Origin of the sequence: Caballeronia sp. GACF4, from assembly GCF_023631025.1 — a bacterium.
In the GTDB taxonomy this organism is placed as follows: domain Bacteria; phylum Pseudomonadota; class Gammaproteobacteria; order Burkholderiales; family Burkholderiaceae; genus Caballeronia.
In genome coordinates this window covers 348,214-372,271 of the sequence record NZ_JALQDW010000005.1, presented here as the reverse complement: position 1 = coordinate 372,271, position 24,058 = coordinate 348,214, and the positions used below count along the sequence as shown (strand labels likewise).

Genomic DNA, 24,058 nt, shown 5'->3' with positions numbered 1-24,058 from the left:
ACCGTGAAACGACTCCACGCCGATGATAGTGCGGATCTCCCGTGTGAAAGTAGGTAATCGTCAGGCTCCTCATGCAGAAACAAAAACCCCACCCCCAAACAGGTGGGGTTTTTGCGTTTCTGCGGCGTTGGGCGTGCGAGAAAGAGTCTTGCTTACATCACGGACGCAAGCACCAAATCTCCATCCAGAAACATTCAAATCCCCTCCAGTCGTCCGTCTCAAGCCCGTCTAAAACTCACACCGACCGTTTACCTCGTCGCCTCGAAATACTGTATAAATATACAGTACAAAAGGGTTGCCGAATGCTCTGGGCATGAGCAGGCTCTTGCATTCGGGTGGACGGGGAAGACTCATGGGTGCAGCACTTTCACTGCTCGATATTGGGCTGACATCGCGCCTGCAACAGCAGCTTTGGCAAGGCGAGCAGGTCGGCGTGTCGGACGCGGGTGTCGTTTCGAGTGGCTATCGGGCGCTCGATCTGGTCTTGCCAAATACCGGCTGGATGGCCGGCGCCGTCACCGAATTGCTTATCGAAGAATGCGGGGTCGGCGAGGTCAGGCTGCTCGCGCGTTCGCTTCGTGAGTTGGTGACGAAAAGAGGCCGCACCGTCATCTTCGTGGCGCCTCCCTGGATGCCCAATCCAGCAGCGTTCCGGTCGATGAACATCGCGCCGGGCAAGCTGGTCTGGGTCAAAGCGCCCGAGGATCAGGTGCTATGGGCGGCCGAGCAATCGCTCAAACAAGATGGCAGCGGCGCGGTCCTGATCTGGCTGCCCAAGGCGCGGCCCGATGCGCTGCGTCGTTTGCAAGTGGCCGCTCAGGAATCGCAGTCGCTGGTGTTTCTGTTCCGCCCGCTCGATGCCGCGAAGCAATCCTCCGCGGCACCATTGCGCATCGTCTGCAAACCGGTGCTGCCTGCGCACGCGCAGACAATGAATCGTCGCGAATGGATGCAGGTGGTCATGCTCGAAATCGACATCATCAAGCGGCGTGGTCCGTTGCTGGAAAAACCGCTGCAGTTGCGTTTGCCGCTGCAAATGCCGGCATTGCCTGAGCACATTCGTCGCGCGGATCAAGCCAGGAGAGCACGAGAGGTCAATCATGTTGTGGATAGCGGTGACATTGCCGCTTTTATCGCTCGAAGCAGTCAGGCCGCCATCGATGCCGTCGATCTCGACGAATTCGACCTCGCCTGGAACGGGCTCGATGCCCGGTGAAGCGCTCGTCGGCAATTCGGTTGCGAACGCGGACGATTCCGGTCAGCCATGTTTTGCGCTCGCGGATCACGCGCGCATTCTGCTGCCCGATCTCGTCGCGTTCCGCCTCGGCGTGCGCCCGGGCAGCACGCGCTCGCATGCGTTCGCGCTCGCGCCGCGGCTAACTTTGCTTGCCGTCGATATCAGCGAAGAGCAGCGCGCGCTCGAAGCAGTGGCGTTGTCCTTGCTCGCGTTCACGCCGAAGGTCGTGCTTGCACATGCGAATACCGTGTTGCTGGAAGTCGGCGCGAGCATGCGGCTTTTCGGCGGCTTGCGCAGCCTCTTTGCAAAGGTGCGCTCCACGGTGAAAGATTGTGGCTTCACGTCCCGGATGGGCTGTGCGCCGACCGCGTGGGGCGCGTGGCTCCTTGCGCACGCGCGCACGCGACGAGTGGCGAAACGCGTTCGTATTGTGAAAGAGGCAACGCTCGTGCGCGCGCTCGATGCCTTGCCAGTGTCTCTCGTGCCGTCGGCGGCATCGCATGGCAATGCGTTCGAGCAGATTGGTTGCGTGACGCTCGCCGACTTGCGTCGCTTGCCGCGCAAAGGCGTGGCGCGGCGTTTCGGGCAGGGCATTCTGCAATGGCTCGCGCAAGCTTACGGGCAGGCGCCCGATCCACGCGAAGCGTTTTGCGCGCCGGCATCGTTCGAGGCGAAACTCGAGTTGCAGGCGCGCGTCGAAAACGCCGATGCGCTGTTGTTTGCGGCACGCCGGCTCGTGTTGCAACTCGCCGGTTGGCTGAACGCGCATCACTCGGCGGTCAGCGAGTTTTCGCTTTTGCTCGAACATGAATTGGCGGCGCGCAACGCACCCAAGACATCGACGCTCAAGATTGCATGGGCTGTGCCGACGCGCGATGCCGAGCACATTCTCTGGCTGCTGCGCGAAAAGCTGAATCAGGCAACCTTGATCGCGCCGGTGATCGAGATGAAGCTTTTGGCCGACAAGGTCAGCGAGCACGAGCCGCCCGCCGATACGCTTTTCCCCATGCCGGGTTCCGATGCCGACTCGATGGCGCAGTTGCTGGAGCGTCTGAGCGCGCGACTCGGCGCGGAAAATGTCGTGCAATTGAGCGAGCGGGAGGATCATCGGCCGGAAGCGGCGGTGACGGTCGAAACGTATCAGCCTGAACGTAAGGCCAAGCCCAAGCGCGGAAAAAAGTCGCGCGCGAAAGAGGGCGTCGAAGCGCCGACGCCAGACGACACGGAAGAAGAAAGCGCGGAATCGTTCGAGCTTCCCGACCAAGCCGTGCCTTCGCAGCCGCGGCCATCGTGGATTCTCGAAACGCCGCAAAAGCTGATGTTGCGCAACGAGCGGCCGTTCTATCGTCGCGCGTTGAAGCTCATCAGCCGGACCGAGCGTATCGAAGCGGGCTGGTGGGACGGCAACGGCGTTCAACGCGATTACTACGTCGCCTCCGACGATCGCGGCCGCATGTTCTGGGTGTATCGCGAGCGTCTGACGGGCGACTGGTTTCTCCACGGTTTTTTCGGATGACGCCGCCATGGAAGATTTGAGCGACCTCATCGGCCTGGGCGGTGGCGACGGCAAAGGCAAGTTCTCCGGCGCGATGTCCGCGTCGGCGTTCTTGCCCGGCTACGCGGAACTGCATTGCCTGAGCAACTTCTCGTTCCTGCGCGGCGCTTCGCATCCGCAGGAACTGGCGGCCGCCGCGCTCGAACACGGCTATACCGCGCTAGCAATCACGGACGAATGTTCGCTTGCAGGCGTCGTGCGCGCGTACGGCGCGATCAAGGAGATCGAGACGCGGGCGCAAGCCGCAGCCGACGCGGCGCGAAAGGCCGGCGAGCCATCGCCCAAGCAGGCAACGTTGAAGCTGATAATCGGCAGTGAATTGCATCTCACCGATGCCAACGGCGAGCCGTTTTGCACGCTCATTGCGCTGGCGACCAATCGCGAGGGATACGGCAATTTGTCGGAGCTGATTTCGCTTGCGCGCTCGCGTTCGCCGAAGGGAACGTATCGGATCGGTCCGGAAGATTTCACGAATCCCGCCGCCACTCCGTCCGACTCGTTCGATGCCACCGATTTACGCGGCGATATCGCGCATCTGAAGCATCTGCCGCACTGTCTCTTGATTCTGGTTCCGCAACGCTCGGCCACGCTTGCCGATACGCTCGATCGCGCTCATTGGCTCGGAAGTTTCGCCGCTGGCCGCGCGTGGCTTGCGCTGGAGTTGTGGCAGGACGGCAGCGACGATGAACGTCTCGCTTCGTGCCGCGTGATTTCGAAGGCGAGCGGTTTGCCTCTCGTTGCGGCAAGCGGCGCGCTGATGCACGCGCGTTCGCGCAAGCCCTTGCAGGACACGTTGACGGCAATCCGCCTCAATCGTCCGCTGGCCGAATGCGGTTACGCGCTCGAAGCGAACGCGGAGCGGCATCTGCGTACACGCTTGCGCATCGGCGCGTTGTATCCGAAAGAAGCGATTGCCGAGACCTTGAAGGTCGCGAAGCGCTGCACCTTCGAGCTCGATGAATTGCGCTACGAATATCCCGAGGAACTCGTGCCGCCCGGCGAAACGCCAGGCAGTTATCTGCGCAAAAACGTGATCGCGGGCGCGCTCAAACGCTGGCCGAACGGATTGAGCGTGGAGACCATCGGGCAGATCGAAAAGGAGTTGGAACTCGTCGCGGACCTGAAGTACGAGAAGTATTTTCTGACGGTCTACGACATCGTCGCGTTCGCGCGCAGCCGGAAGATCCTGTGTCAGGGGCGCGGCTCGGCGGCCAATTCGATCATCTGTTATTGCCTTTACATCACGGAGATCAATCCGGTCGAGATGAGCATGCTGGTCGAGCGCTTTATTTCGCGCGCGCGTAACGAACCGCCGGATATCGATGTCGATTTCGAACATCAGCGGCGCGAGGAGGTCATCCAGTACATCTATCAGAAGTACGGGCGGCATCGCGCGTCGCTCGCGGCGTCGCTCACCACGTATCACACGAGGAGTGCGCTCAAGGATGTCGGCAAGGCGCTGGGACTGGATGCGTCGCTCATCGAACGGATCGGCAAGTCGCAGCAGTGGTGGGATGGTCCGTCCGCGGTGGCCGGTTATCTGAAAGAAGCGGGTTTCAACGAAGACTCGCACGTGACGAAGCATCTGATCCGGCTTACGCGCGAGTTGCGCGGCTTTCCGCGTCACTTGTCCCAGCACGTCGGCGGTTTCGTGATCGCGCGCGAACGCTTGTCGCGCCTCGTGCCGATTGAAAACGCCGCAATGAAGGATCGCTGCGTGATTCAGTGGGACAAGGACGACATCGATCAGCTCAAGCTGCTGAAGGTCGATGTGCTCGCGCTCGGCATGCTCTCCGCGATCCGGCGCGCGCTCGAATTCATCGCGCTGCGGCGTGGCGTGCCGGATTTCGGCATGACGCATGTGCGTCGCGAGGACAAGGCCGTCTACGAGATGTGCTGCCGCGCGGACACGGTCGGCGTGTTCCAGATCGAATCGCGCGCGCAGCAGAGCATGCTGCCGCGTCTTCGGCCCAACAAGTACTACGACCTCGTGATCGAAGTGGCGATCGTGCGGCCCGGTCCAATTCAGGGCGGCATGGTGCATCCATATCTGCGCCGCAAGCAAGGGCTCGAGGAAGCGGAGTATCCGAAGGAAGAACTGCGGCCGGTGCTCGAACGTACACTCGGCGTGCCGATTTTCCAGGAACAGGTGATGAAGCTCGCGATGGTCGCCGCAGGCTATAGCGCGGAACAGGCCGATCAGCTACGCCGCGCAATGGCCGCATGGCGACGCGGCGGTCATCTGGAAAAGTATCAGGCCGATCTGATGACGAAGATGCTCGCGCGCGGCTACGAGGAAGAGTTCGCGGCGCGCGTGTGCAAGCAGATCGAGGGTTTCGGCGAATACGGTTTTCCCGAGAGTCATTCGGCGAGTTTCGCGCTGCTCGTCTATGTCAGCGCGTGGATCAAGCGCTACGAACCGGCGGCGTTTCTGGCCGGCTTGCTGAATAGCCAGCCGCTCGGCTTTTATTCGCCATCGCAGCTCGTGCAGGACGCGCGGCGTCATGGCGTGCAGGTGTTCGCGCCGGATGTGTCGCTGAGCGACTGGGAATCGGTGCTGGAAATGCCGCCTGGCGATGGCGTGCGCGTCTTGCAGGATGCCGAAAAGCAGCGGCGGCGTCAGCAGTTCTACGGCACACCTTGCCCGGATCAGGTATTTCGCAAGACCATGCGACGCGGCGCGCGCAAGCTCAAAAAGCGCGTCAGGCTCGATGCCCAGGCGTACGGCGCGGGCGGTCCGGGCGTGCGCATCGGGCTGCAACTGATCAAGGGTTTTTCACAAGCGGCGGCCGAGCGGATCATGGCGGCGCGCGCTCAAGCACCATTCGTCGATGTCGACGATCTCACGCGTCGCGCGGCCCTGTCGCGTCGCGAACTCGAAGCGCTCGCGGCGGGCAATGCGCTGCAAAGCATCGCGGGGCATCGGCGTCAGGCTTGGTGGGCGGTGACCGCGCAGCAGCGCGCGCCGGAATTGCTGCGCGATGCGCCGATGACCGAAGCGCCGCTCGCGTTGCCGGAAGCATCGGAAGGCCGCGAGATTGTCGACGACTACGCGAGTCTCGGGCTCACGCTCAATCGTCATCCGCTCGCCTTGCTGCGCGAGCGGCTCGCGCGCCAGCGTTTCAAAAGCGCCGCTGAACTCGGCGAGACTCGCAACGGCCGCTTCGTGCGGGCGTGCGGCATCGTCACGGTGCGGCAGCGGCCGGGCACGGCGAACGGCACGATCTTCCTGTCGCTCGAGGACGAAACCGGCTCGATCAACGTGATCGTCTGGCCGGGGCTCGTCGAGAAACAGCGCAAGGTGTTGCTGGGCGCGTCGCTGCTCGGCGTGCAAGGCGTCTGGCAAAAAGAAGGCGATGTGCGGCATCTGGTGGCGCAGCGGCTCGAAGACCATAGCGCGCTGCTTGGCCGGCTCGCCGCGCCGAGCCGCGACTTTCACTGAGCGTGCTCGGGATATCGAGCGAGCAGATGCGCGATCGCGGTATCGAAAGGCGTGCGCCGTCCAATGCCGAGCGCTTCGAGCCGCCCCGAATCGAGATGACAGTCGCGCGGGCGCGGTGTCGCGTCCGTGGGCGTGGTTTGCGCGACGAGCTTCGCGTCGAGTTGCAGTACTCGCGCGATGCGCTCGGCGATATCGAACTTGGTCATCGGCTCGTCGCCGGACCATTGCGCGATGCCCGAAATCGTCTCGCCTTGCGCGTGCTGTTCGAGCATGCCGCGGATTACCACGGCGACATCGGGCGTGTAGGTCGGATAGCGGGTCGCCCAGGCGTTCATTGGCGCGGGCGCGTTCGCGGCATCGGCCGATCGGACGATGGCGGGCGTGAGGCTCGTCACCGCCGATTCACTCCAGTCGACAACCGGACCGTAGAGCAACGGCAGCCGCAGCACGCATGAAGCCGGATCGCACGCGAGTAGCGCGCGCTCGCCATCCAGCTTGCTATGGCCGTAGGCGTTGAGCGGCGCGGGCGCGTCGCCGGGAAAGTAGGGCGGCGAGGTGCCGTCGAACACGTAGTCGGTCGAGATCGACAATACCCAGGCGCCGAGCGCGCGGGCTTCGGTCGCGATTGTCTGCAAGGCATCGACGTTGAGCGCGCGGGCGAGAGCGGGATCGTTCTCGCACACATCCGGACGGCGCTCGGCCGCGGCGACCACGACGGCATTCGGCTTCTCGCGCCGCAGAAAGGCGCGCACGGCGTCGTGATCGCGAATATCGAGCGACACGCTGCCCGCATCGCCATGCCGATGCGTCGTGCGCACGACGCGCCAGTCATGCGCCTCGACCGCGTTTTTCAGCTCGGCGCCGACCGCGCGCCCCAGCAAACCCGACGCGCCGATGAGCGCAACGGTAAAGCGTTCGCTGGCGCTCATGCGGACGCGGCGCCTTTGACGGTGTAGCCGGCGTCGTCGATTGCGTCGATCAACGCCTCATTCGTCTGCGATGACTCGACTGTCACGCGGCCATGTTCGAGATCGACGCGCACTTGCGCTTGCGGATCGATTTCATGAATCGAGCGCGTCACGGCGGCGACGCAATGCTGGCAACTCATGCCCTGAACTTCGAACTCGGTCATTCCGGTTTCCTCGCTTGAAAATTGGATCGATGACAACATCGTATACCTTGCCATGATGGGAAGGTGTAGAGTCGATTTCAAGATTTTATGCGGAGCGAGAAATGAACATAGGTGAAGCGGCTAAGGCTTCGGGCGTGACGGCGAAGATGATCCGCTACTACGAGGGCGTCGGCTTGCTCAATCCGGTGGGACGAACGTCGTCGGGTTATCGCGTGTATGGAGCGCAGGAGATTCACGCATTGCGGTTCGTCCGGCAAGCGCGGCGGCTTGGTTTCCTGGTGGAAGACATACGCAAATTGCTGGCGCTATGGCAAGACCGCTCTCGGGCAAGCGCCGAAGTGAAGGCGATTGCAACGGAGCACGTCGCCGAACTGGACCGCCGGATCGATGAACTGACAAGCATGCGCGATACGCTCGTTCATCTTGCAAACCATTGTCATGGCGACGAGCGTCCTGATTGCCCCATTTTGGATCAGCTTGCAGAGTCATGCACAAAAAATGTGCTTTTGCTCGCGGACACTGCAGAAAAAACTGCTTGAAATCAGTCGGTTGAGTAAGACAAAAAGACGCACCACTGCGTGACGAAATGCACAGTGTTCATGCATATCGCTACACTTTTTGAGATTCAAGCGCTATAATCCGGGTTATCCCTTATACGGGTAATCCCTGACCCGAAATGCCAGGGATCGTTGAAATCCTTGGAGAAAGATCATGTTTGCAGTCCTGCTCGAAAAACTCAGCATCTGGTTTGAAACCGCCGAACAACGTCGCCGTGAAGAGTATCTGGCGCAATCAGCGGATATCGTTCAGCTCGAAATGCGCATCCGCTCGCTCGAATCGAACGGCTACAACGCTTAAGGCGCAGTAGCACCGTACAAGGCGCCACGGCCATGCAAAAAGCCCCGCAACGCGGGGCTTTTTCGTTCTTGGCGCGATGCTTGTTCCCCTTACTTCGTTTGCGGATGCGCCGCGAGCCACTGCTTCATGAAGCGGATTTCCTTTTCCTGTGCCGCAACGATGTCCTTCGCCAGCTTGCGCAGCTTCGCGTCCTTGCCGTACTTCAGCTCGACTTTCGCCATTTCCACCGCGCCTTCGTGATGCGGGATCATGTGCGCGACGAAATCGCGGTCGGCGTCGCCGCTGTACTGTATGTCGGACATGCCCGACATCATCGACTTGTCGGCGGCCTGAAAGTCCGCTGTCGATGACGATCCCGCCGCGTTCGGCGTGGCTTCGGACATATGCATGCCGTGCATGGAGTCGTGAGCGAGCGCGGCCGTCTGCGCCATGGCGGTGGCGCTGCAAAGCGAGATGAGAAGGGCAAGCAGCGTTCTGGTCGATTGCATCGTATCTCCTTAGAAGGGCCGGTTGTGAGGCAAAACACCTAGCCTAAAGCTTGCCACCGGGGTAAGGTAAAGCGGTTTCGTCTACATAAAAGAGCGAGCGATGCGCAGCCATATCCACGACGCGACGAAGGCTTTCCGAAGCACGCAAAGCAATACGGCACGACGCGTTCGCGCGGCACTCGGCGCATGCTTTTGCGTCATTGCGCCACTGGCGTTCGGCACGCCGGGCGGCGAGCCGCTGGTGCTGGACACGCAAACGGGCATCCACAGCGGCGTGCCGGGGACCGTGCTTCAGACGGGGCCGCTCGGCGGGCCCGGCATGGTGCCCATGGCCACGCTGCCCGGACCGCCGCAGCAGGACCAGCCGCCTATCGTCGTTTCTCCGTACATCGACTATTCGTCGGGGCAAGCGACTGCGCCTGCGCAATCCAACGGCAGGCGGCACGGCAATTCCCGCACGCCTTATCCCTGAGTCGAGCAGGTTCAGGCCGCGCGGTGCTCCAGCTTGAACGATGCGTTCTTGTCTTCGCCGAGCGTATCGACGAGATATGGCAGCACTTGCTTGAGTTCGGCGGCGAGCGTATAGGGCGGATTCAAAATAAACATGCCGCTGCCGTAGAGCCCGAAGCCGTCTTCGGGCGGCTGCCTCACGGTCAATGCCGCATGCAGCCAGGCATTGGGTTGAATGGCCTTCAATTGCTCCGCGAAGCGTTGCGACTCCGGTCGCGCGACGATCGGATACCACACCGCGTAAGTGCCCGTCGCGAACCGCTTGAGCGATTCCTCAAGACAAGCAAGCGTGCGCGCGTAGTCGCGCTTGTCTTCGTATGACGGGTCGATCAGCACGAGCGCGCGGCGCGGCGGCGGCGGCAAAATGGCCTTGATGCCGTCGAAGCCATCGCCTTCGTAGATCATCGCGCGGCGGCCTGCATCGCGGAAGTTATGACGCAGCACGTCGATTTCCGTGCTGTGCAACTCGTACAAACGCATGCGGTCCTGTTCGCGCATGAGCCGCCACGCGAGATACGGCGAGCCAGGATAGAAGCGCAATTCACCATCGGCGTTCAGGGCCGTGACTTCATCGACATAATCGGCGATGAGCGGCGGCAAATCCGTGCGTTCCCACAGCCGCGCGATGCCGTTTTCATACTCGGCATTCTTCGCGGCGAAGCCCTCCGTCAGCGAGTAGACGCCGGCGCCCGCATGCGTGTCGATATACCAATACGATTTGTCTTTCTGGGCGAGATGGCGAAGCATCCGGACGACGAGCGCGTGCTTCAGCACGTCGGCGTGATTTCCCGCATGGAAGGCGTGGCGGTAACTGAGCATGGCGAAAGGCCCGCGGAGGGCAACAGAAAACGAGTTCAGGGCAAACGGCGCGGCACGTCCGGCATGCGCGAAGGGCACTCATTGTAGCCGAGCGTCGCTTCGTATTCGCTGCAGTGCGACACGCCGTTCATGCACAATAGCCGCTTCCGGTCGTCCATGACTAGTCGGCCGAACGGTCTAGGTGTTCTCATGCGCGGCGTGACTCGTCCTATGCCGAACGGCCAGATTGCGGCCAATGGCGTCGCATGTTGTCATTCAACTGTCAGAGAGGAGGTTCGCATGTCACAGAACGGCAAGCTCGATGGTAAAACCGCGGTCGTCACGGGCGCGGCGAGCGGCATTGGCCGCGCAATCGCAATCACGCTTGCACAGGCGGGCGCGGCAGTCGCTATCGCGGACCTAAATCAGTCAGGCGCGGATACCGTCGCCGCCGAGATTCGCGAAAAGGGTGGCAAGGCTATCGGCATCGCGATGGACGTGACGGACGAGAACGCGGTCAATCAGGGTATCGACCGGGTCGCGGCGGATTTGGGATCGGTGGATATCCTCGTGTCGAACGCGGGCATTCAGATCGTCAATCCCATCGAAAATTACGCCTACTCGGACTGGAAGAAGATGATGGCCATTCACGTCGATGGCGCCTTCCTCACGACCAAAGCCGCGTTGAAGCACATGTACAAGGACGATCGCGGCGGCGTCGTCATCTACATGGGCTCGGTGCATTCGCATGAAGCGTCGCCGCTCAAGTCCGCTTATGTGACCGCCAAGCATGGTTTGCTCGGGCTTGCGCGCGTCCTGGCAAAGGAAGGCGCAAAGCATAACGTGCGCTCGCACGTGGTGTGTCCGGGCTTCGTGCGCACGCCGCTCGTCGACAAGCAGATTCCCGAACAAGCGAAGGAACTCGGCATCAGCGAGGAAGAAGTCGTGAAACGCGTGATGCTGGGCGGCACGGTCGACGGTGTGTTCACCACGGTGGAAGACGTCGCGCAGATGGTGCGGTTCCTGTCCGAGTTCGAGACAGCGGCGCTCACGGGGCAATCGTTCGTGGTGAGCCACGGCTGGTTCATGCAATAAGCGAAAGACACGCACGCGAGAAAGCGGAGGCATCGGCATGGCGGAAATCGACGACAGCGAAGCGCTGCAACCGGAGACTCAAAGCGAAGGCGACAAGCGCATCGACTTGCCGCCTTACGAGACCATCGCGCTCATGCTGCAGGGCGGCGGTGCGCTCGGCGCGTATCAGGCGGGCGTCTATCAGGGGCTCTACGAAGCGGGCATCGAGCCGAACTGGATCGCCGGCATCTCCATCGGCGCGCTGAATACGGCGATCATCGCGGGCAATGCGCCTAAGGATCGCGTGCCGCGTCTGCTCCAGTTCTGGGAAACCATTTGTCAGCCGGCATTTGGGTTTCCATTGCCGGCGTTCATTGAGCATGCGCTGTTCGAATCGCCCGACGAGATTCGCAAGGCGTTCACCGCGTGGCAGGCGTTCGGCGCGATCGTGGAAGGGCAAAAGGGCTTTTTCGTGCCGCGCTTTCCGCCCCCTTCGCCGCTCGCGGCCGGCTCGCCGCAGACCGCAAGTTATTACGACACGACGCCGCTTCGGGCCACGCTGGAAGGCCTGTGCGACTTCGATCGCATCAACTCGGGCGAAAAGCGCGTGTCGGTCGGTGCGGTCAACGTGGCAACCGGTAACTTCGCTTACTTCGACAATACGAAGATCAAGCTGCGCGCCGAGCATTTCATCGCGTCGGGCGCGCTGCCGCCGGGCTTTGCGGCAGTCGAGGTCGACGGCCAGTTCTACTGGGACGGCGGCCTCATGTCCAACACGCCGCTCTACGAGATTGCGCAGGCCACGCCGCGTCGCGACACACTCGCATTTCAGGTCGATCTCTGGAGCGCGCGCGGGCCGGTGCCGGACAGCATCGTCGACGTCATGGGTCGCGTGAAAGACGTTCAATATTCCAGCCGCACGCGTCTCGTGACGGATCAGATGCAGCGCTCACAGCGGTATCGCAACGTATTGCAGCATGTGCTGGATCTCGTGCCCGAGGAACTGCGCAACAACGACGAATGGTGCCGGCGCGCGGCCGAACTCGCGTGCTCGAAGCGCTACAACGTGATCCACCTGATTTACCGCCACAAGGAATACGAAGGGCATTACAAAGACTATCAATTCGGCCTTTCGACCATGCGCGAGCACTGGAGTAGCGGGCTCGACGACATTCGCCGCACGCTCGCGCATCGCGACTGGCTGAAGATGCCGAACGGCGACTCCGGCTTCATCACGCATGACATTCATCGCGACGGGAGCTGATCGTGCTCGGCGGATTTGCTTGAGTGACTCGTGCGCGCGCGTTTTTGTGACCCTTTGTATAATTCGGGCCTATCGAACACGCGTTGCCGATGGTGGCAGCCGATAACCGTCCCTCCAAGCTTGAGATGAATTCCATCGCCGTCTGCTTCGTCTGTCTCGGCAACATCTGCCGGTCGCCTAGCGCCGAAGCGGTGATGCGCGATCTCGTCGAGGAGGCGAAGCTTTCGGAACGGATCATTATCGACTCGGCGGGCACGGGCGACTGGCATATCGGACATCCGCCCGACGAGCGCGCTCAACGTGCCGCAAAGAAGCGCGGCTACGACCTCTCACCGTTGCGCGGCAGGCAGATCACGGCTGACGACTTCGCTCGCTTCGACCTGTTGATCGTGATGGACGACAAGAACGTCGCGGCGCTTACGGCGGTCTGTCCGCCGGAGCATCGCGACAAGATTCGCCTGTTGATGGAGTTCGCGACGCGTGACGACAGCCGCGTGGTCATCGACCCCTATTTCGGCGGTGACGACGGTTTCGAGCGCGTGCTCGATCAATGCGAAGACGCCTGTGAGGGGCTATTGGCGGCCTTGCGGACACAACTCGTCAGTTGAATTGGGCACGACGCGGCGGCCTTGCGCGCGGCAAGAAATGGAATTAAACAGCTACTTATCTGGTCCTGGATACTTGACTAAAACTGTGGGATATTTATACTTGACAGAAATCATCGAGTATTAGCGGTAGCCCCCAATTATGAGACTCACCACGAAAGGCCGTTTCGCCGTCACGGCGATGATCGACCTGGCATTGCGCCAGGAGCAGGGCCCGGTGACGTTGGCAGGCATCAGCCAGCGCCAGCGCATCTCGCTTTCCTATCTCGAACAGTTGTTCGGCAAGCTGCGTCGCCACGAGATCGTCGAGTCCGTACGCGGGCCGGGCGGCGGGTACAACCTCGCGCGCCGCGCCGAGAACGTCACGGTGGCCGACATCATCATCGCGGTCGATGAACCGATCGACGCCACGCAATGCGGCGGCAAGGGCACGTGCGAAGGCACCAAGCAGCACGACGGCCACTGCATGACGCACGAACTGTGGGCGACGCTCAATCAGAAGATGGTCGAGTATCTCGATTCCGTCTCGCTGAAAGATCTGGTCGATCAGCAGCGCGCTCGCGAAGGTTCGTCGTCGGTGTTGCGCGACCGCCGCGCCGAACCGGCGGGCGTCGAAGCCGCGCGTGTGGTGCCCAAGGGGCCGAATTCCATTTTCAACCTGGCTGGTTGAAGCCGCGCGGCGCGTCTCATGAAGCGCGAGTGCGAGCATCCTGGCCACGTGTATTGAACGATTTTCCCGGAGCGACAGATGAATAACGACATTCCGCACCTGCCCATTTATATGGATTACAGCGCGACGACCCCCGTCGATCCGCGCGTGGTGGACAAGATGATTCCGTATCTTCGCGAGCAGTTCGGCAATCCGGCTTCGCGCAGCCATCAGTACGGCTGGGACGCGGAGCGGGCAGTCGAGGAAGCGCGCGAAAACGTCGCGGCGCTCGTCAATGCCGATCCGCGCGAAATCATCTGGACGTCGGGCGCGACGGAGTCGGACAACCTCGCGATCAAGGGCGCCGCGCACTTCTACAAGAGCAAGGGCAAGCACATCATCACGGTGAAAACCGAGCACAAGGCCGTGCTCGACACCACGCGCGATCTCGAGCGCGAAGGCTTCGAAGTCACGTATCTGGATGTCAAGGACGACGGTCTCATCGACCTGGACAAGTTCAAGGCCGCCATTCGTCCCGACACGATCCTCGTATCGGTGATGAGCGTGAACAACGAGATCGGCGTGATTCAGGACATCGAGGCGATCGGCGAGATCACGCGTGAAAAGGGCATCATTTTTCACGTCGATGCAGCGCAAGCCACCGGCAAGATCGCGATCGATCTGCAGAAGCTGAAGGTCGATCTGATGTCGTTCTCGGCGCACAAGACGTATGGGCCGAAGGGCATCGGCGCGCTGTACGTGCGTCGCAAGCCGCGCGTACGTATCGAGGCGCAGATGCACGGCGGCGGTCACGAGCGCGGCATGCGTTCGGGCACGCTCGCAACGCATCAGATCGTCGGCATGGGCGAGGCTTTCCGTATCGCGCGTGAGGAAATGGCCACCGAGAACGAGCGTATCCGCATGCTGCGCGACCGTCTGCTCAAGGGCCTGCAAGACATGGAAGAGGTGTACGTGAACGGCGACATGGAACGCCGCGTGCCGCACAACCTCAACATCAGCTTCAATTTCGTCGAAGGCGAATCGCTCATCATGGCGGTCAAGGATGTCGCGGTGTCGTCGGGTTCGGCGTGCACGTCGGCGTCGCTGGAACCGTCGTATGTGCTGCGTGCGCTCGGCCGCAACGACGAGCTGGCGCATAGCTCGATCCGCTTCACGGTCGGCCGCTTTACGACCGAGCAGGACGTCGATTACGTCATCAACCTGCTGAAGAACAAGATTGCAAAGCTGCGCGACCTGTCGCCGCTGTGGGAAATGCACAAGGATGGCATCGATATCTCGAGCATCCAGTGGGCGGCGCACTGAGCGCATCACGAATGGTTTGGCGACTGGCCGCGTGCCGGTCGAAAGAATGTTGCTCCGCCTCTCGCGGAGATAGATCACCGGAGAATTCGAATCATGGCTTATAGCGACAAGGTTCTGGACCACTACGAAAACCCGCGCAACGTCGGCTCCTTCTCGAAGGACGACGACACGGTCGGCACCGGCATGGTCGGTGCACCGGCTTGCGGCGACGTGATGAAACTGCAGATCCGCGTGGGCGCGGACGGCGTGATCGAAGACGCGAAGTTCAAGACGTACGGCTGCGGCTCGGCCATCGCGTCGAGCTCGCTCGTGACCGAATGGGTGAAGGGCAAGACGCTGGATCAGGCGCTGACGATCAAGAACACGCAGATCGCCGAGGAACTCGCACTGCCGCCCGTGAAGATTCACTGCTCGATTCTCGCCGAAGACGCAATCAAGGCAGCGGTCGCCGACTACAAGGAACGTCACGGCGTTGCGGCTCCCCAGGCCGAGCAGACGGAAGCCAAGCAACACGCGGCCTGAATGCGGCATGAAGGTGGCGTAGGCAACGACCCTGGAATGGCGCCGGCAAGATCGGCGTCTCGGATTTCGAAGTAACGCAGCAAGTAAAGAGCGCGACGCAAAGACTATGGCAATCACGTTGACGGAGAAGGCAGCACAGCACGTGCATAAGTATCTGGCGCGACGCGGCAAGGGCGTCGGCCTGCGCCTGGGCGTGCGTACGACGGGCTGTTCGGGTCTCGCGTACAAGCTCGAATATGTCGATGAACTCGCACCGGAAGACATGGTGTTCGAGTCGGCGGGCGTGAAGGTCGTGATCGATCCGAAAAGCCTCGCCTATCTCGACGGCACCGAACTGGATTTCGCGCGTGAAGGGCTGAACGAAGGCTTTCGCTTCAACAACCCGAACGCGAAGGACGAGTGCGGCTGCGGCGAGTCGTTCCGCGTATAACCGGGCATGACGCCGGCGGTATCGGCAAAAGAGGCGGCGCGTGCCGCCTTTTTCATTCGCGCTTCGACTTTGCTGCATCCTTCGAGACATCTTCCGAGTAACCGGTAATCCTCAATGGCATCGCTCAACGACAGTCACTTCGATCTCTTCGACTTGCCGCCGGTCTTCGCGGTCGATCACCAAGCGCTCGACGACGCGTATCGCACCGTGCAGGCGCAAGTGCATCCGGACCGCTTCGCCTCGGCGGGCGACGCGCAACGCCGAATCGCGATGCAATGGGCGACGCGCGCCAACGAGGCTTACCAAACGCTGCGCGATCCGTTGAAGCGCGCGCGCTACATGCTGTCGCTGCGCGGTATCGACGTCGGCGCGGAAAACAATACGGCGATGGAACCCGCGTTCCTCATGCTGCAAATGGAATGGCGCGAGAATATCGAGGATGCGGCCGGCGCGAAGAATATCGGCGCGCTCGAATCCTTGCTCGACGAATTGCGCGATGAAGAACGCGTGCGCTTCACCAAGCTCGAAGCGCTGATCGACAGCAAGTCGGATCAGGCGGCAAGCGAGGCGGTGCGGCAACTGATGTTCATCGAACGCGTGGCGCATGAAATCGGCACGCAGATCGAGCGGCTCGAAACCGCCTAACGGACAAGAGCCTCAGGCGCCGCACACAACCCCATAAGATCAACGATGGCTTTACTGCAAATCTCAGAACCCGGCATGGCGCCCGCACCGCATCAGCGGCGCGTGGCGGTCGGCATCGATCTCGGCACGACGAACTCGCTCGTGGCGGCCGTGCGCAACAGCGTGCCCGAAGCGCTTCCCGACGAGGACGGCCATGTGCTGCTGCCGTCGGTGGTGCGCTATCTGGAGAAGGGCGGACGGCGCATCGGCCGCGTCGCGAAGGAAGAAGCGGCCATCGATCCGCGCAATACGATCGTGTCCGTCAAGCGCTTCATGGGTCGAGGCAAGAGTGAGGTGGAGGGCGCGGAGAACGCGCCGTACGATTTCATCGACGCGCCCGGCATGGTGCAGATTCGTACGATCGACGGCGTGAAGAGCCCGGTCGAGGTGTCGGCGGAGATTCTCGCCACGCTGCGTTATCGCGCGGAAGATTCGCTCGGCGAAGATCTGGTCGGCGCGGTCATTACCGTGCCCGCCTATTTCGATGAAGCCCAGCGCCAGGCCACCAAGGACGCCGCCAAGCTCGCCGGCCTCAACGTGCTGCGACTGCTGAACGAACCGACCGCGGCGGCCATCGCTTACGGTCTCGACAACGCATCGGAAGGTCTGTACGCGGTCTACGATCTCGGCGGCGGTACCTTCGATCTGTCCATTCTCAAGCTCACCAAGGGTGTCTTCGAAGTACTCGCGGCCGGCGGCGATTCCGCGCTCGGCGGCGACGATTTCGACCACGTGCTGTATCGGCATGTGATTGCGCAGGCGGGCGTCGAAGTCACTTCGCCCGAAGACGTGCGGCTCTTGCTGGACCATGTGCGAGTCGCGAAGGAAGCGCTTTCGTCGGCCGATGAAACGCGCGTCCAGGCGACGCTTTCGGACGGCCGCGTGATCGATGTCGCCGTGACCGAAGCGCAGTTCGACACGCTCACCGAAGCGCTCGTCGCGCGCACGCTCGGACCCACGAGAAAGGCGCTGCGCGATGCCAAGGTCGCGCCCGCCGAGATCAAGGGCGTGGTGCTGGTCGGCGGCGCGACGCGCATGCCGGTGATCCGCCGCGCGGTGCAGACGTATTTCGGCCAGCCGCCGCTCGTCAATCTCGACCCGGATCAGGTCGTGGCGCTCGGCGCCGCGATTCAGGCCGATCTGCTCGCCGGCAACCGTCGCGGCGAAGGCGACGACTGGCTCTTGCTCGACGTGATTCCGCTGTCGCTCGGCGTCGAAACCATGGGCGGTCTCACCGAAAAGATTATTCCGCGCAATTCGACGATCCCGACCGCGCGCGCGCAAGACTTCACCACGTTCAAGGACGGCCAGACGGCAATGGCGATCCACGTGGTCCAGGGCGAACGCGAACTCGTGTCCGACTGCCGCTCGCTCGCGCGTTTCGAATTGCGTGGCATTCCGCCGATGGCGGCGGGCGCCGCGCGCATTCGCGTGACGTATCAGGTCGATGCCGACGGCTTGCTGTCCGTTTTCGCGCGCGAGCAGATTTCGGGCGTGGAAGCGTCGGTGGTGGTGAAGCCGTCCTACGGTCTCGCCGATGACGACGTCGCGCGCATGCTCGAGGAAAGTTTCAAGACCGCCGAGACCGACATGCAGGCCCGCGCGCTGCGCGAGGCACAGGTCGATGCAGAACGGCTGGTCGAAGCCACGCACGCGGCGCTCGCGGCAGACGCCGAGTTGCTCGCCGAGAGCGAACGCGCGCAGATCGAAACGCTGGCGGAAGAACTCGCGACCATCGCGAAGGGCGATTCGGCGCAACGTATCGAAGACGCGACCAAGGCGCTTTCCGTTGCAACCGACGAATTCGCCGCGCGCCGCATGAACAAGAGCATTCGCCGCGCACTCGCCGGCCGCAAGCTCGACGATGTCTGATCCATTCGGAAATTCACGGAAAACTTAAGTCCATGCCTCAAATCGTTGTGCTTCCTCACGTGGAGCTTTGCCCGGACGGCGCGGTCATCGACGCCGATATCGGCAAGAGCATCTGCGACAATCTGCTGGAACACGGTATCGAGATCGAGCACGCCTGCGAGAAGTCGTGCGCGTGCACGACCTGCCACGTCATCATCCGCGAGGGCTTCAACGCGCTCGAACCGTCGGAGGAAGACGAGGACGATCTCCTCGACAAGGCGTGGGGCCTCGAACCGACATCGCGGTTATCATGTCAGGCAATGGTGCCGGCCGACGAGGATCTGGTGGTCGAGATCCCGCGCTACACCATTAACCACGCCAAAGAAAATCACTGACGGAGGCTCGCTCATGAAGTGGACAGATACTCAAGAGATCGCAATGGCCTTGACCGATGCGCATCAAGATATCGATCCCCAGTATGTGCGTTTCACGGACTTGCATCGCTGGGTGACGGAGCTGGTTGGTTTCGACGACGATCCGCAGAGCTCCAATGAAAAGATTCTCGAAGCCATTCAGGCTGCGTGGATCGAAGACGCGGATTATTGATCGCGTTGGTATCGTCTAAAAGACGGCGACTCTCGAAAGAGGTCGCCGTTTTATTTTGAGCGCGCGGCATTTCACCATATTGATTTTCCTCATTCCCTTGCCGCTTTAATCTTGACAGAACTTGACGTTGTGCGCGTTGTTGACGGTCTTTCCCGCACTTAAAATCGCGCCCACTGCCTTCTGTCAGTCAATGCCGGATTCGATTCATCGCCCAGCGACGTTTCGTATTGCAAACAAATTTTACATGCCCGCGTGAAGGCGGCGTGTGGCCGTCTCCATGCTGGACGGCCTGTGGCGATCACTTGAGGAGAAGTACATGGGGAAACTCGACCTGTCGCGTCGTGGTTTTCTGAAAGCGGCTGCACTCGCGGGCGTTTCGGTATTCGTCGCGCCCTTAGGCAGCCGTGCGTTCGCCGCGTTGTTCGAAGAGAAGATACTCACGCCCGTTCAATGGGATGCCACGAACGGAAGCGCAAAGTTTCGTATCGACGGCATGGCCAAGGTAACGGGCGCGAAGGTCTTCGCGCGCGACATCCGCGCGGTCGACATGCCGCATTGGCCGCAGCAACAATCGCACGCGCTGATCCTGCGCGTGACGCGGGCCGACTGTCTGTACGAAGGCTTCGATCTGTCGGTGCTCGGCGATGCGCTGAAGCCCGATCGCGTAGTCACCGCGGAAGATCTCGCGCGCGACAAGCTCGCCTTCCCCGCGTTCTATGGCGACGACATGTTCCTGCCGGCCGGGAAGACGCCCGCGTATCTCGGCCAGGCCGTTGCGATGCTGATTTATCACGACTTCGCGCGCTTCCGTTTCGCGAAGGAAAAGCTCCAGTTCCGCGATGGCGTGATCCGTTACGGCGCAACGACGGGTCCGCTCGAGCGCGATCCGTGGGCGTCGTTTCGCTTCGTGCGCGTCGGCGGCAAGACGCCTTTCGACGAAGACACGTTTTCGAGCCTGAAGAACACGCCGCTCTTTCCGCACATGATGAAGAAGCGCGCGCCCGTCTGGGCCGACGCTCATGAACACGGCAAGCTCGAGGAGCAGGGCATGTTCCACGCGCAAAGTATTGCCGACCAGCTCGATCATCCGCCGGCGGACTGGCTCGTCGTGGATCGCGAATACAAGACGCAATCGGTCGATACGGCCGCGCTCGAGCCCGACAACGCGAATTGCTGGTACGACGCGGCGACTCAGTCGCTGCACATGGTCGTCCCGACGCAAGGTCCGCACGAAGTCGCGGAAAGCGCTGTGGAGATGGCGGCCAAGTCGCATTTTCCAGTGAAGAACCTGTTCCTGCATCCGTGCTACACGGTGGGCTACGGTTCGAAGGATCACTTCAACGTGCCGTTCTACGGTCTCGTCGCGGCCATGTATGGCGAGGGCCGTCCCGTGCGCCTGGCTTTCGACCGCTTCGAACAGTTCCAGAGCTCGCTCAAGCGTCACGCGTTCGACATGCGCTATCGCATGGCGATCGACAAGAACACCGGCCTCATTCAAGCCTTCAAGGGTGACTTCGAAGCGAACGGCGGCGGACGCTGCAACTTCTCGCCATCGGTCGCGATGGTCGGCGCGACGGCGGCGCAGTCGATCTACTACATTCCGCAGAGCGATCTGACCGCGATCGCGATTGCCTCGCGCGCGGTCGATGCCGGTTCGGCGCGGGGTTACGGCACGCTGCAAAGCATGGCCGCGACCGAGATGATGATCGACGAGATCGCGCAGAAGCTCGATATCGACCCGATCGATTTCCGCCTGAAGAACGTGTTCCGCACCGGCATGAAGAACACGCAAGGCGCCATTCCCGCCGGCGCGTTGCGCGCCGAGGAAGTGCTGCGTCGCGCGAAGGAACTGCCGCTGTGGGCCGAACGCATGCGGCGCAAGAGCGATTTCGAGGCGGCGCATCCGGGAATGCGCTATGGCATCGGCTTCGCGTGTACGCAGAAGGACTTCGGTACGGGCGCGGAAAGCGCCTTCGCGAAAGTGGAGTTCACGGCCGACGGGCGCATCGCGTTGAGTCACTCGGGCGCGGAGATCGGCACCGGCACGTCGACCTCGCAGGCCCTCGCGGTCGCGAAGTGGCTCGGCAAGCCCGCCGTCGATGTGCATATGGCGATCATCGACTGGACGGATCTGCCGGTCGTGACGAGCGGCGATCCGTACATCATGTCGCAAGCCGAGCAGGATCGCTTGAGCGCGAATCCGCGCTGGTCGCCCGCGTACATGTCGCCGGCCAGCGCGACGAATTCCGCCTTCTACTTCACGCATGCCACGCATGAAGCGGCGCGCGTCGTGTTCCGTCACGGCATCTGGCCCGCCGCGCTCGCGCTCTGGGGGCAGGGTATCGGCGGCGGTCAGGCGACCTCGTACGTCGTGCGTGTGGAAGATGCGCGCTGGGTCGACGGCAAGCTGGCGGCCGACGGCATGGAGCCGCTTGCCTTCGACGTGCTCGCGAAGAAGGCGCATGAACTCGGGCTCGTCACGGGCGCTGCGGTGCATACCTTCAATCGCTGGCAGTGGAGCGAGGCGCAGTTCGATATCGCGGGCACCGTCGATCAGGTACCGCTCGACGGACTCTCGGTGCGCTTCGGCAGCGCCGATGCCGCCAACGGCAAGCAACGCGGCAAGGCCACGGCCAACGGCTATACCGTGCTCGATCGCAAACGCGTGTTCATCCCGCCCGTGCAGCGCAACAACGCCGCGGTCACGTATTACAGCGCGGTCGGCACGCTCGTCGAACTTGCTATCGACTCGGCCAGCGGCAAGGTCGATCTGCTCTCGCATCATTCGATCATGGAGTGCGGCAATCAGATCGCGCCGCAACTCGTCTCCGGGCAGTTGCAAGGCGGCCTCGCGATGGGCATCGGCCACGCGCTGCACGAGTATCTGCCGCTTTACGAAGACGGTCCCGGCAACGGCACGTGGAACTTCAACCGCTATCACTTGCCGCTCGCAAGCGATGTCGCCGTCTGGAAGCAAACCAGCGAAGTGTTGCCGCCGCTTTCCGAAACCGATCCGCCTAAAGGCATCGCCGAAGTGGTGATGATTCCGGTGGTCGGAGCCATCGTCAACGCGATCGCGCATGCGATCGGACATCGATTCACCGATCTGCCGGTGAGCCCGCAAAACATTCAGGAGGTGCTCGCATGACGGCCATCCCATCCGCCGCGGGCGTCGAATCGCGCTCGCTCTCCATGACGATCAACGGCAATAAGGTCGGCCCGATGCAGGTGCCATCCGGCTTGCCGATGATCGATTTCCTGCACGAGTATCTCGGCCTGACCGGCTCGCGTCTCGGCTGCGGGCAGGGCATCTGCCACGCGTGCGTCGTGATCGTCGACCGGGCCGATGGCACACGCGAGGAAGTGCGTTCGTGCATCAACGGCGCGCATTTCTTCGACGGCAAGAACGTGCGGACCGTCGAGGGACACGCGAAGCGCAACGAGCAGGGCGAAGTCGTCGAACTCGCGCCCGTGCAGCAGAAGTTCCTGGAACATTTCAGCTTCCAGTGCGGCTATTGCACGCCGGGTTTCGTCAACGCGACGATGGTCCTGCTCGACAACCTGAAGCGCAATCCCATCGCGAAGGATCAGATCGAAGCGACCATCATGTCGGCGCTCGACAGCCACATCTGCCGTTGCACAGGTTACGTGCGCTACTACGAAGCCGTGAAGGAACTGGTGCTCACGACGCCCGGCCTGGTGAAGGACGCAGCATGACGAGACTGAATGTGACTCGCTTCGTGTCGCGCTGCGTCGTGCGGCTGATTCCACTCGCGCTTGCCGCGTTCGCGTTGAGCGCGTGCGGCGACCGTCGGGACGCGCCCGTTCACAGCACGAGCTCGCCCGAGCAGATCGCGCGTGGACGCTATCTCGCGCATGCGGCGGATTGCGCCGCGTGCCACACGGCGAACGGCGGCGCGCCGTTCGCGGGCGGCGTGAAGCTGCAATCGCAGTTCGGCACGTTCTACGGCACCAACATCACGCCCGATACGAAGTACGGCATCGGCTCTTATAGCGCCGACGACTTCTACGCCGTGCTGCATGAAGGCAAGTCGCCGAATGGCAAGCTGTATCCGGCGATGCCTTATACGTCGTATCGACAGATCACGCGCGAGGACAGTGACGCCCTTTACGCGTATCTGATGGCGCAAAAGCCGGCAGCCGTGCCGAGTGTCAAGCCGGTCCTCTCGTTTCCCTACAACGTGCGCTTAGCCGTGCGTTTCTGGGACATGCTGTTCTTGAACGACACCTTGCCGGATGCGTCGCAGGGACAATCGGCGGACTGGACGCGCGGGCGCTATCTGGCCAACGCGCTCGGCCATTGCGCCGAGTGCCACACGCCGCGTGGTGCCTTCGGCCAGTTGCAGGATGCGAAGACGCTGCAAGGCGAAGCCCTCGGCCGTGTCGGCGCGCCCGACATCACGCCGCAAGCGCTTGCCGCGCGTGGCTGGAATGCCGCCGATCTGCAGACTTTCTTCGCGACGGGCGTCGCGCGGCAAGGCTCGGCGTATGGCGAGATGCATCCCGTGATCTATCTGAGCACGCAGCATCTGGATTCCAACGATCTGCGCGCGCTCGCCACGTATCTGCTCGGCGACAAGCCGCAGGCAGCCGCGCCGCTCGCCGCCATTCAGTCGGGCGACGCCACGCGGCTCGCTGCGGGCCGCTCGCTCTATCTGGATTCTTGCGCGGGTTGTCACGGGCACGAGGGCGAGGGCAAGCCGCACGTCACGGTAGCGATGAACGGCAACTCGACCTTGCGTCTGGCCGATCCGCGCAACCTGATCGTATCGATGCTCGATGGCATAAAGGCGCAGCCGTTCCCGCACGGCGAGGCCATGCAGGACATGCCTGGATTCGCGGGCACGTATAGCGACGAGCAGATCGCCGAACTGGCGAATTATCTTCGCGCAACGTGGGGCGGACAGCCTGCCGACATCACGGCAGACAAGGTGAAGTCGCTGAGGTAGTCGCGGTTTTCCGCAGCGCGAACGAAAGAGGCCACGGCTCGGCGAGCGTGGCCTCTTTTG

At 62.2% G+C, this 24,058-nt stretch carries 24 protein-coding genes; 20 read left to right on the top strand and 4 right to left on the bottom strand.

Annotated features, from left to right (window positions below):
- Positions 1-352: 352 nt before the first annotated feature.
- The 3 genes from imuA to NCR40_RS07865 are packed head-to-tail and all read left to right on the top strand — an operon-like array spanning position 353 to position 6,234.
- A complete protein-coding gene (gene imuA / locus NCR40_RS07875) occupies positions 353-1,216 on the top strand; it encodes a translesion DNA synthesis-associated protein ImuA (RefSeq protein WP_244825443.1) in 864 nt (287 codons plus the stop codon).
- Positions 1,101-2,753: a Y-family DNA polymerase gene (locus tag NCR40_RS07870; protein WP_250492510.1), complete on the top strand. Its 1,653-nt coding sequence runs from the start codon at positions 1,101-1,103 to the stop codon at positions 2,751-2,753. The genes imuA and NCR40_RS07870 overlap by 116 nt, the downstream gene beginning before the upstream one ends.
- Before the next feature lie 7 nt (positions 2,754-2,760).
- Entirely contained in the window at positions 2,761-6,234 is a 3,474-nt protein-coding gene (locus tag NCR40_RS07865; protein WP_250509132.1) for an error-prone DNA polymerase, read from the top strand.
- On the opposite strand, the gene NCR40_RS07860 is transcribed toward NCR40_RS07865, so the two are convergent.
- Entirely contained in the window at positions 6,228-7,163 is a 936-nt protein-coding gene (locus NCR40_RS07860) for a dTDP-4-dehydrorhamnose reductase family protein (RefSeq protein ID WP_250509131.1), read from the bottom strand. The genes NCR40_RS07865 and NCR40_RS07860 overlap by 7 nt on opposite strands.
- Entirely contained in the window at positions 7,160-7,366 is a 207-nt protein-coding gene (locus NCR40_RS07855; protein WP_250465097.1) for a heavy-metal-associated domain-containing protein, read from the bottom strand. Before NCR40_RS07855 ends, NCR40_RS07860 begins: the two co-directional genes overlap by 4 nt.
- Positions 7,367-7,467: 101 nt before the next feature.
- Here NCR40_RS07855 and cueR point away from each other — a divergent pair, with 101 nt between their 5' ends.
- On the top strand, positions 7,468-7,905 hold the full coding sequence (cueR, locus tag NCR40_RS07850) for a Cu(I)-responsive transcriptional regulator (RefSeq protein WP_250509130.1): 438 nt from the start codon (positions 7,468-7,470) through the stop codon (positions 7,903-7,905).
- Between the two features lie 172 nt (positions 7,906-8,077).
- A complete protein-coding gene (locus tag NCR40_RS07845) occupies positions 8,078-8,224 on the top strand; it encodes a DUF3563 family protein (protein WP_244825434.1) in 147 nt (48 codons plus the stop codon).
- 89 nt (positions 8,225-8,313) lie between these two features.
- Here the strand turns inward: NCR40_RS07845 and copM are convergent, their stop codons facing one another.
- Positions 8,314-8,712: a CopM family metallochaperone gene (gene copM / locus NCR40_RS07840; RefSeq protein WP_250509129.1), complete on the bottom strand. Its 399-nt coding sequence runs from the start codon at positions 8,710-8,712 to the stop codon at positions 8,314-8,316.
- A gap of 100 nt (positions 8,713-8,812) precedes the next feature.
- On the opposite strand from copM, the gene NCR40_RS07835 reads away from it, so the two are divergent.
- Entirely contained in the window at positions 8,813-9,184 is a 372-nt protein-coding gene (locus NCR40_RS07835; protein WP_250509128.1) for a hypothetical protein, read from the top strand.
- Between the two features lie 11 nt (positions 9,185-9,195).
- Here the strand turns inward: NCR40_RS07835 and NCR40_RS07830 are convergent, their stop codons facing one another.
- Positions 9,196-10,041, bottom strand: coding sequence for a 23S rRNA (adenine(2030)-N(6))-methyltransferase RlmJ (locus NCR40_RS07830; RefSeq protein WP_250509127.1), 846 nt, complete (start codon positions 10,039-10,041; stop codon positions 9,196-9,198).
- 279 nt (positions 10,042-10,320) lie between these two features.
- Between NCR40_RS07830 and NCR40_RS07825 the strand changes: the two genes are divergently transcribed.
- The 14 genes from NCR40_RS07825 to NCR40_RS07760 all read left to right on the top strand — a co-directional run bounded on the left by NCR40_RS07825 (position 10,321) and on the right by NCR40_RS07760 (position 23,998).
- A complete protein-coding gene (locus NCR40_RS07825; RefSeq protein ID WP_250509126.1) occupies positions 10,321-11,115 on the top strand; it encodes a 3-hydroxybutyrate dehydrogenase in 795 nt (264 codons plus the stop codon).
- Between the two features lie 37 nt (positions 11,116-11,152).
- Entirely contained in the window at positions 11,153-12,358 is a 1,206-nt protein-coding gene (locus tag NCR40_RS07820; RefSeq protein ID WP_250509125.1) for a DUF3734 domain-containing protein, read from the top strand.
- 125 nt (positions 12,359-12,483) lie between these two features.
- Complete coding sequence (locus NCR40_RS07815; RefSeq protein WP_250509124.1) at positions 12,484-12,966, top strand: low molecular weight protein-tyrosine-phosphatase; 483 nt, start codon at positions 12,484-12,486, stop codon at positions 12,964-12,966.
- A 139-nt stretch (positions 12,967-13,105) separates the two neighbouring features.
- The gene (iscR, locus tag NCR40_RS07810) at positions 13,106-13,633 is read left to right on the top strand and encodes a Fe-S cluster assembly transcriptional regulator IscR (protein ID WP_244825427.1); all 528 of its coding nucleotides are present in this window, start codon (positions 13,106-13,108) and stop codon (positions 13,631-13,633) included.
- A 78-nt stretch (positions 13,634-13,711) separates the two neighbouring features.
- Complete coding sequence (locus NCR40_RS07805; RefSeq protein WP_244825426.1) at positions 13,712-14,935, top strand: IscS subfamily cysteine desulfurase; 1,224 nt, start codon at positions 13,712-13,714, stop codon at positions 14,933-14,935.
- Positions 14,936-15,028: 93 nt separating this feature from the next.
- Positions 15,029-15,457, top strand: a complete 429-nt coding sequence (gene iscU / locus NCR40_RS07800) for a Fe-S cluster assembly scaffold IscU (RefSeq protein ID WP_244825425.1) — start codon at positions 15,029-15,031, stop codon at positions 15,455-15,457.
- 106 nt (positions 15,458-15,563) lie between these two features.
- Positions 15,564-15,887 carry an iron-sulfur cluster assembly protein IscA gene (iscA, locus tag NCR40_RS07795; protein WP_244825424.1) on the top strand — a complete coding sequence of 108 codons (324 nt, stop codon included), beginning with the start codon at positions 15,564-15,566 and terminating at the stop codon, positions 15,885-15,887.
- A 114-nt stretch (positions 15,888-16,001) separates the two neighbouring features.
- Positions 16,002-16,532: a Fe-S protein assembly co-chaperone HscB gene (gene hscB / locus NCR40_RS07790; RefSeq protein ID WP_250509123.1), complete on the top strand. Its 531-nt coding sequence runs from the start codon at positions 16,002-16,004 to the stop codon at positions 16,530-16,532.
- Positions 16,533-16,577: 45 nt separating this feature from the next.
- Positions 16,578-18,443, top strand: a complete 1,866-nt coding sequence (hscA, locus tag NCR40_RS07785; protein ID WP_250509122.1) for a Fe-S protein assembly chaperone HscA — start codon at positions 16,578-16,580, stop codon at positions 18,441-18,443.
- A 32-nt stretch (positions 18,444-18,475) separates the two neighbouring features.
- Positions 18,476-18,817, top strand: coding sequence for an ISC system 2Fe-2S type ferredoxin (fdx, locus tag NCR40_RS07780; protein ID WP_244825421.1), 342 nt, complete (start codon positions 18,476-18,478; stop codon positions 18,815-18,817).
- Between the two features lie 13 nt (positions 18,818-18,830).
- Positions 18,831-19,028, top strand: a complete 198-nt coding sequence (gene iscX, locus NCR40_RS07775; RefSeq protein ID WP_244825420.1) for a Fe-S cluster assembly protein IscX — start codon at positions 18,831-18,833, stop codon at positions 19,026-19,028.
- Between the two features lie 316 nt (positions 19,029-19,344).
- Positions 19,345-22,176 (top strand): xanthine dehydrogenase family protein molybdopterin-binding subunit, encoded by a 2,832-nt coding sequence (locus NCR40_RS07770; protein WP_250509121.1) that lies wholly within the window; start codon positions 19,345-19,347, stop codon positions 22,174-22,176.
- Positions 22,125-22,745 carry a (2Fe-2S)-binding protein gene (locus tag NCR40_RS07765; RefSeq protein ID WP_502800976.1) on the top strand — a complete coding sequence of 207 codons (621 nt, stop codon included), beginning with the start codon at positions 22,125-22,127 and terminating at the stop codon, positions 22,743-22,745. Before NCR40_RS07770 ends, NCR40_RS07765 begins: the two co-directional genes overlap by 52 nt.
- The gene (locus tag NCR40_RS07760; protein ID WP_250509119.1) at positions 22,742-23,998 is read left to right on the top strand and encodes a c-type cytochrome; all 1,257 of its coding nucleotides are present in this window, start codon (positions 22,742-22,744) and stop codon (positions 23,996-23,998) included. The genes NCR40_RS07765 and NCR40_RS07760 overlap by 4 nt, the downstream gene beginning before the upstream one ends.
- Positions 23,999-24,058 lie beyond the last annotated feature (60 nt).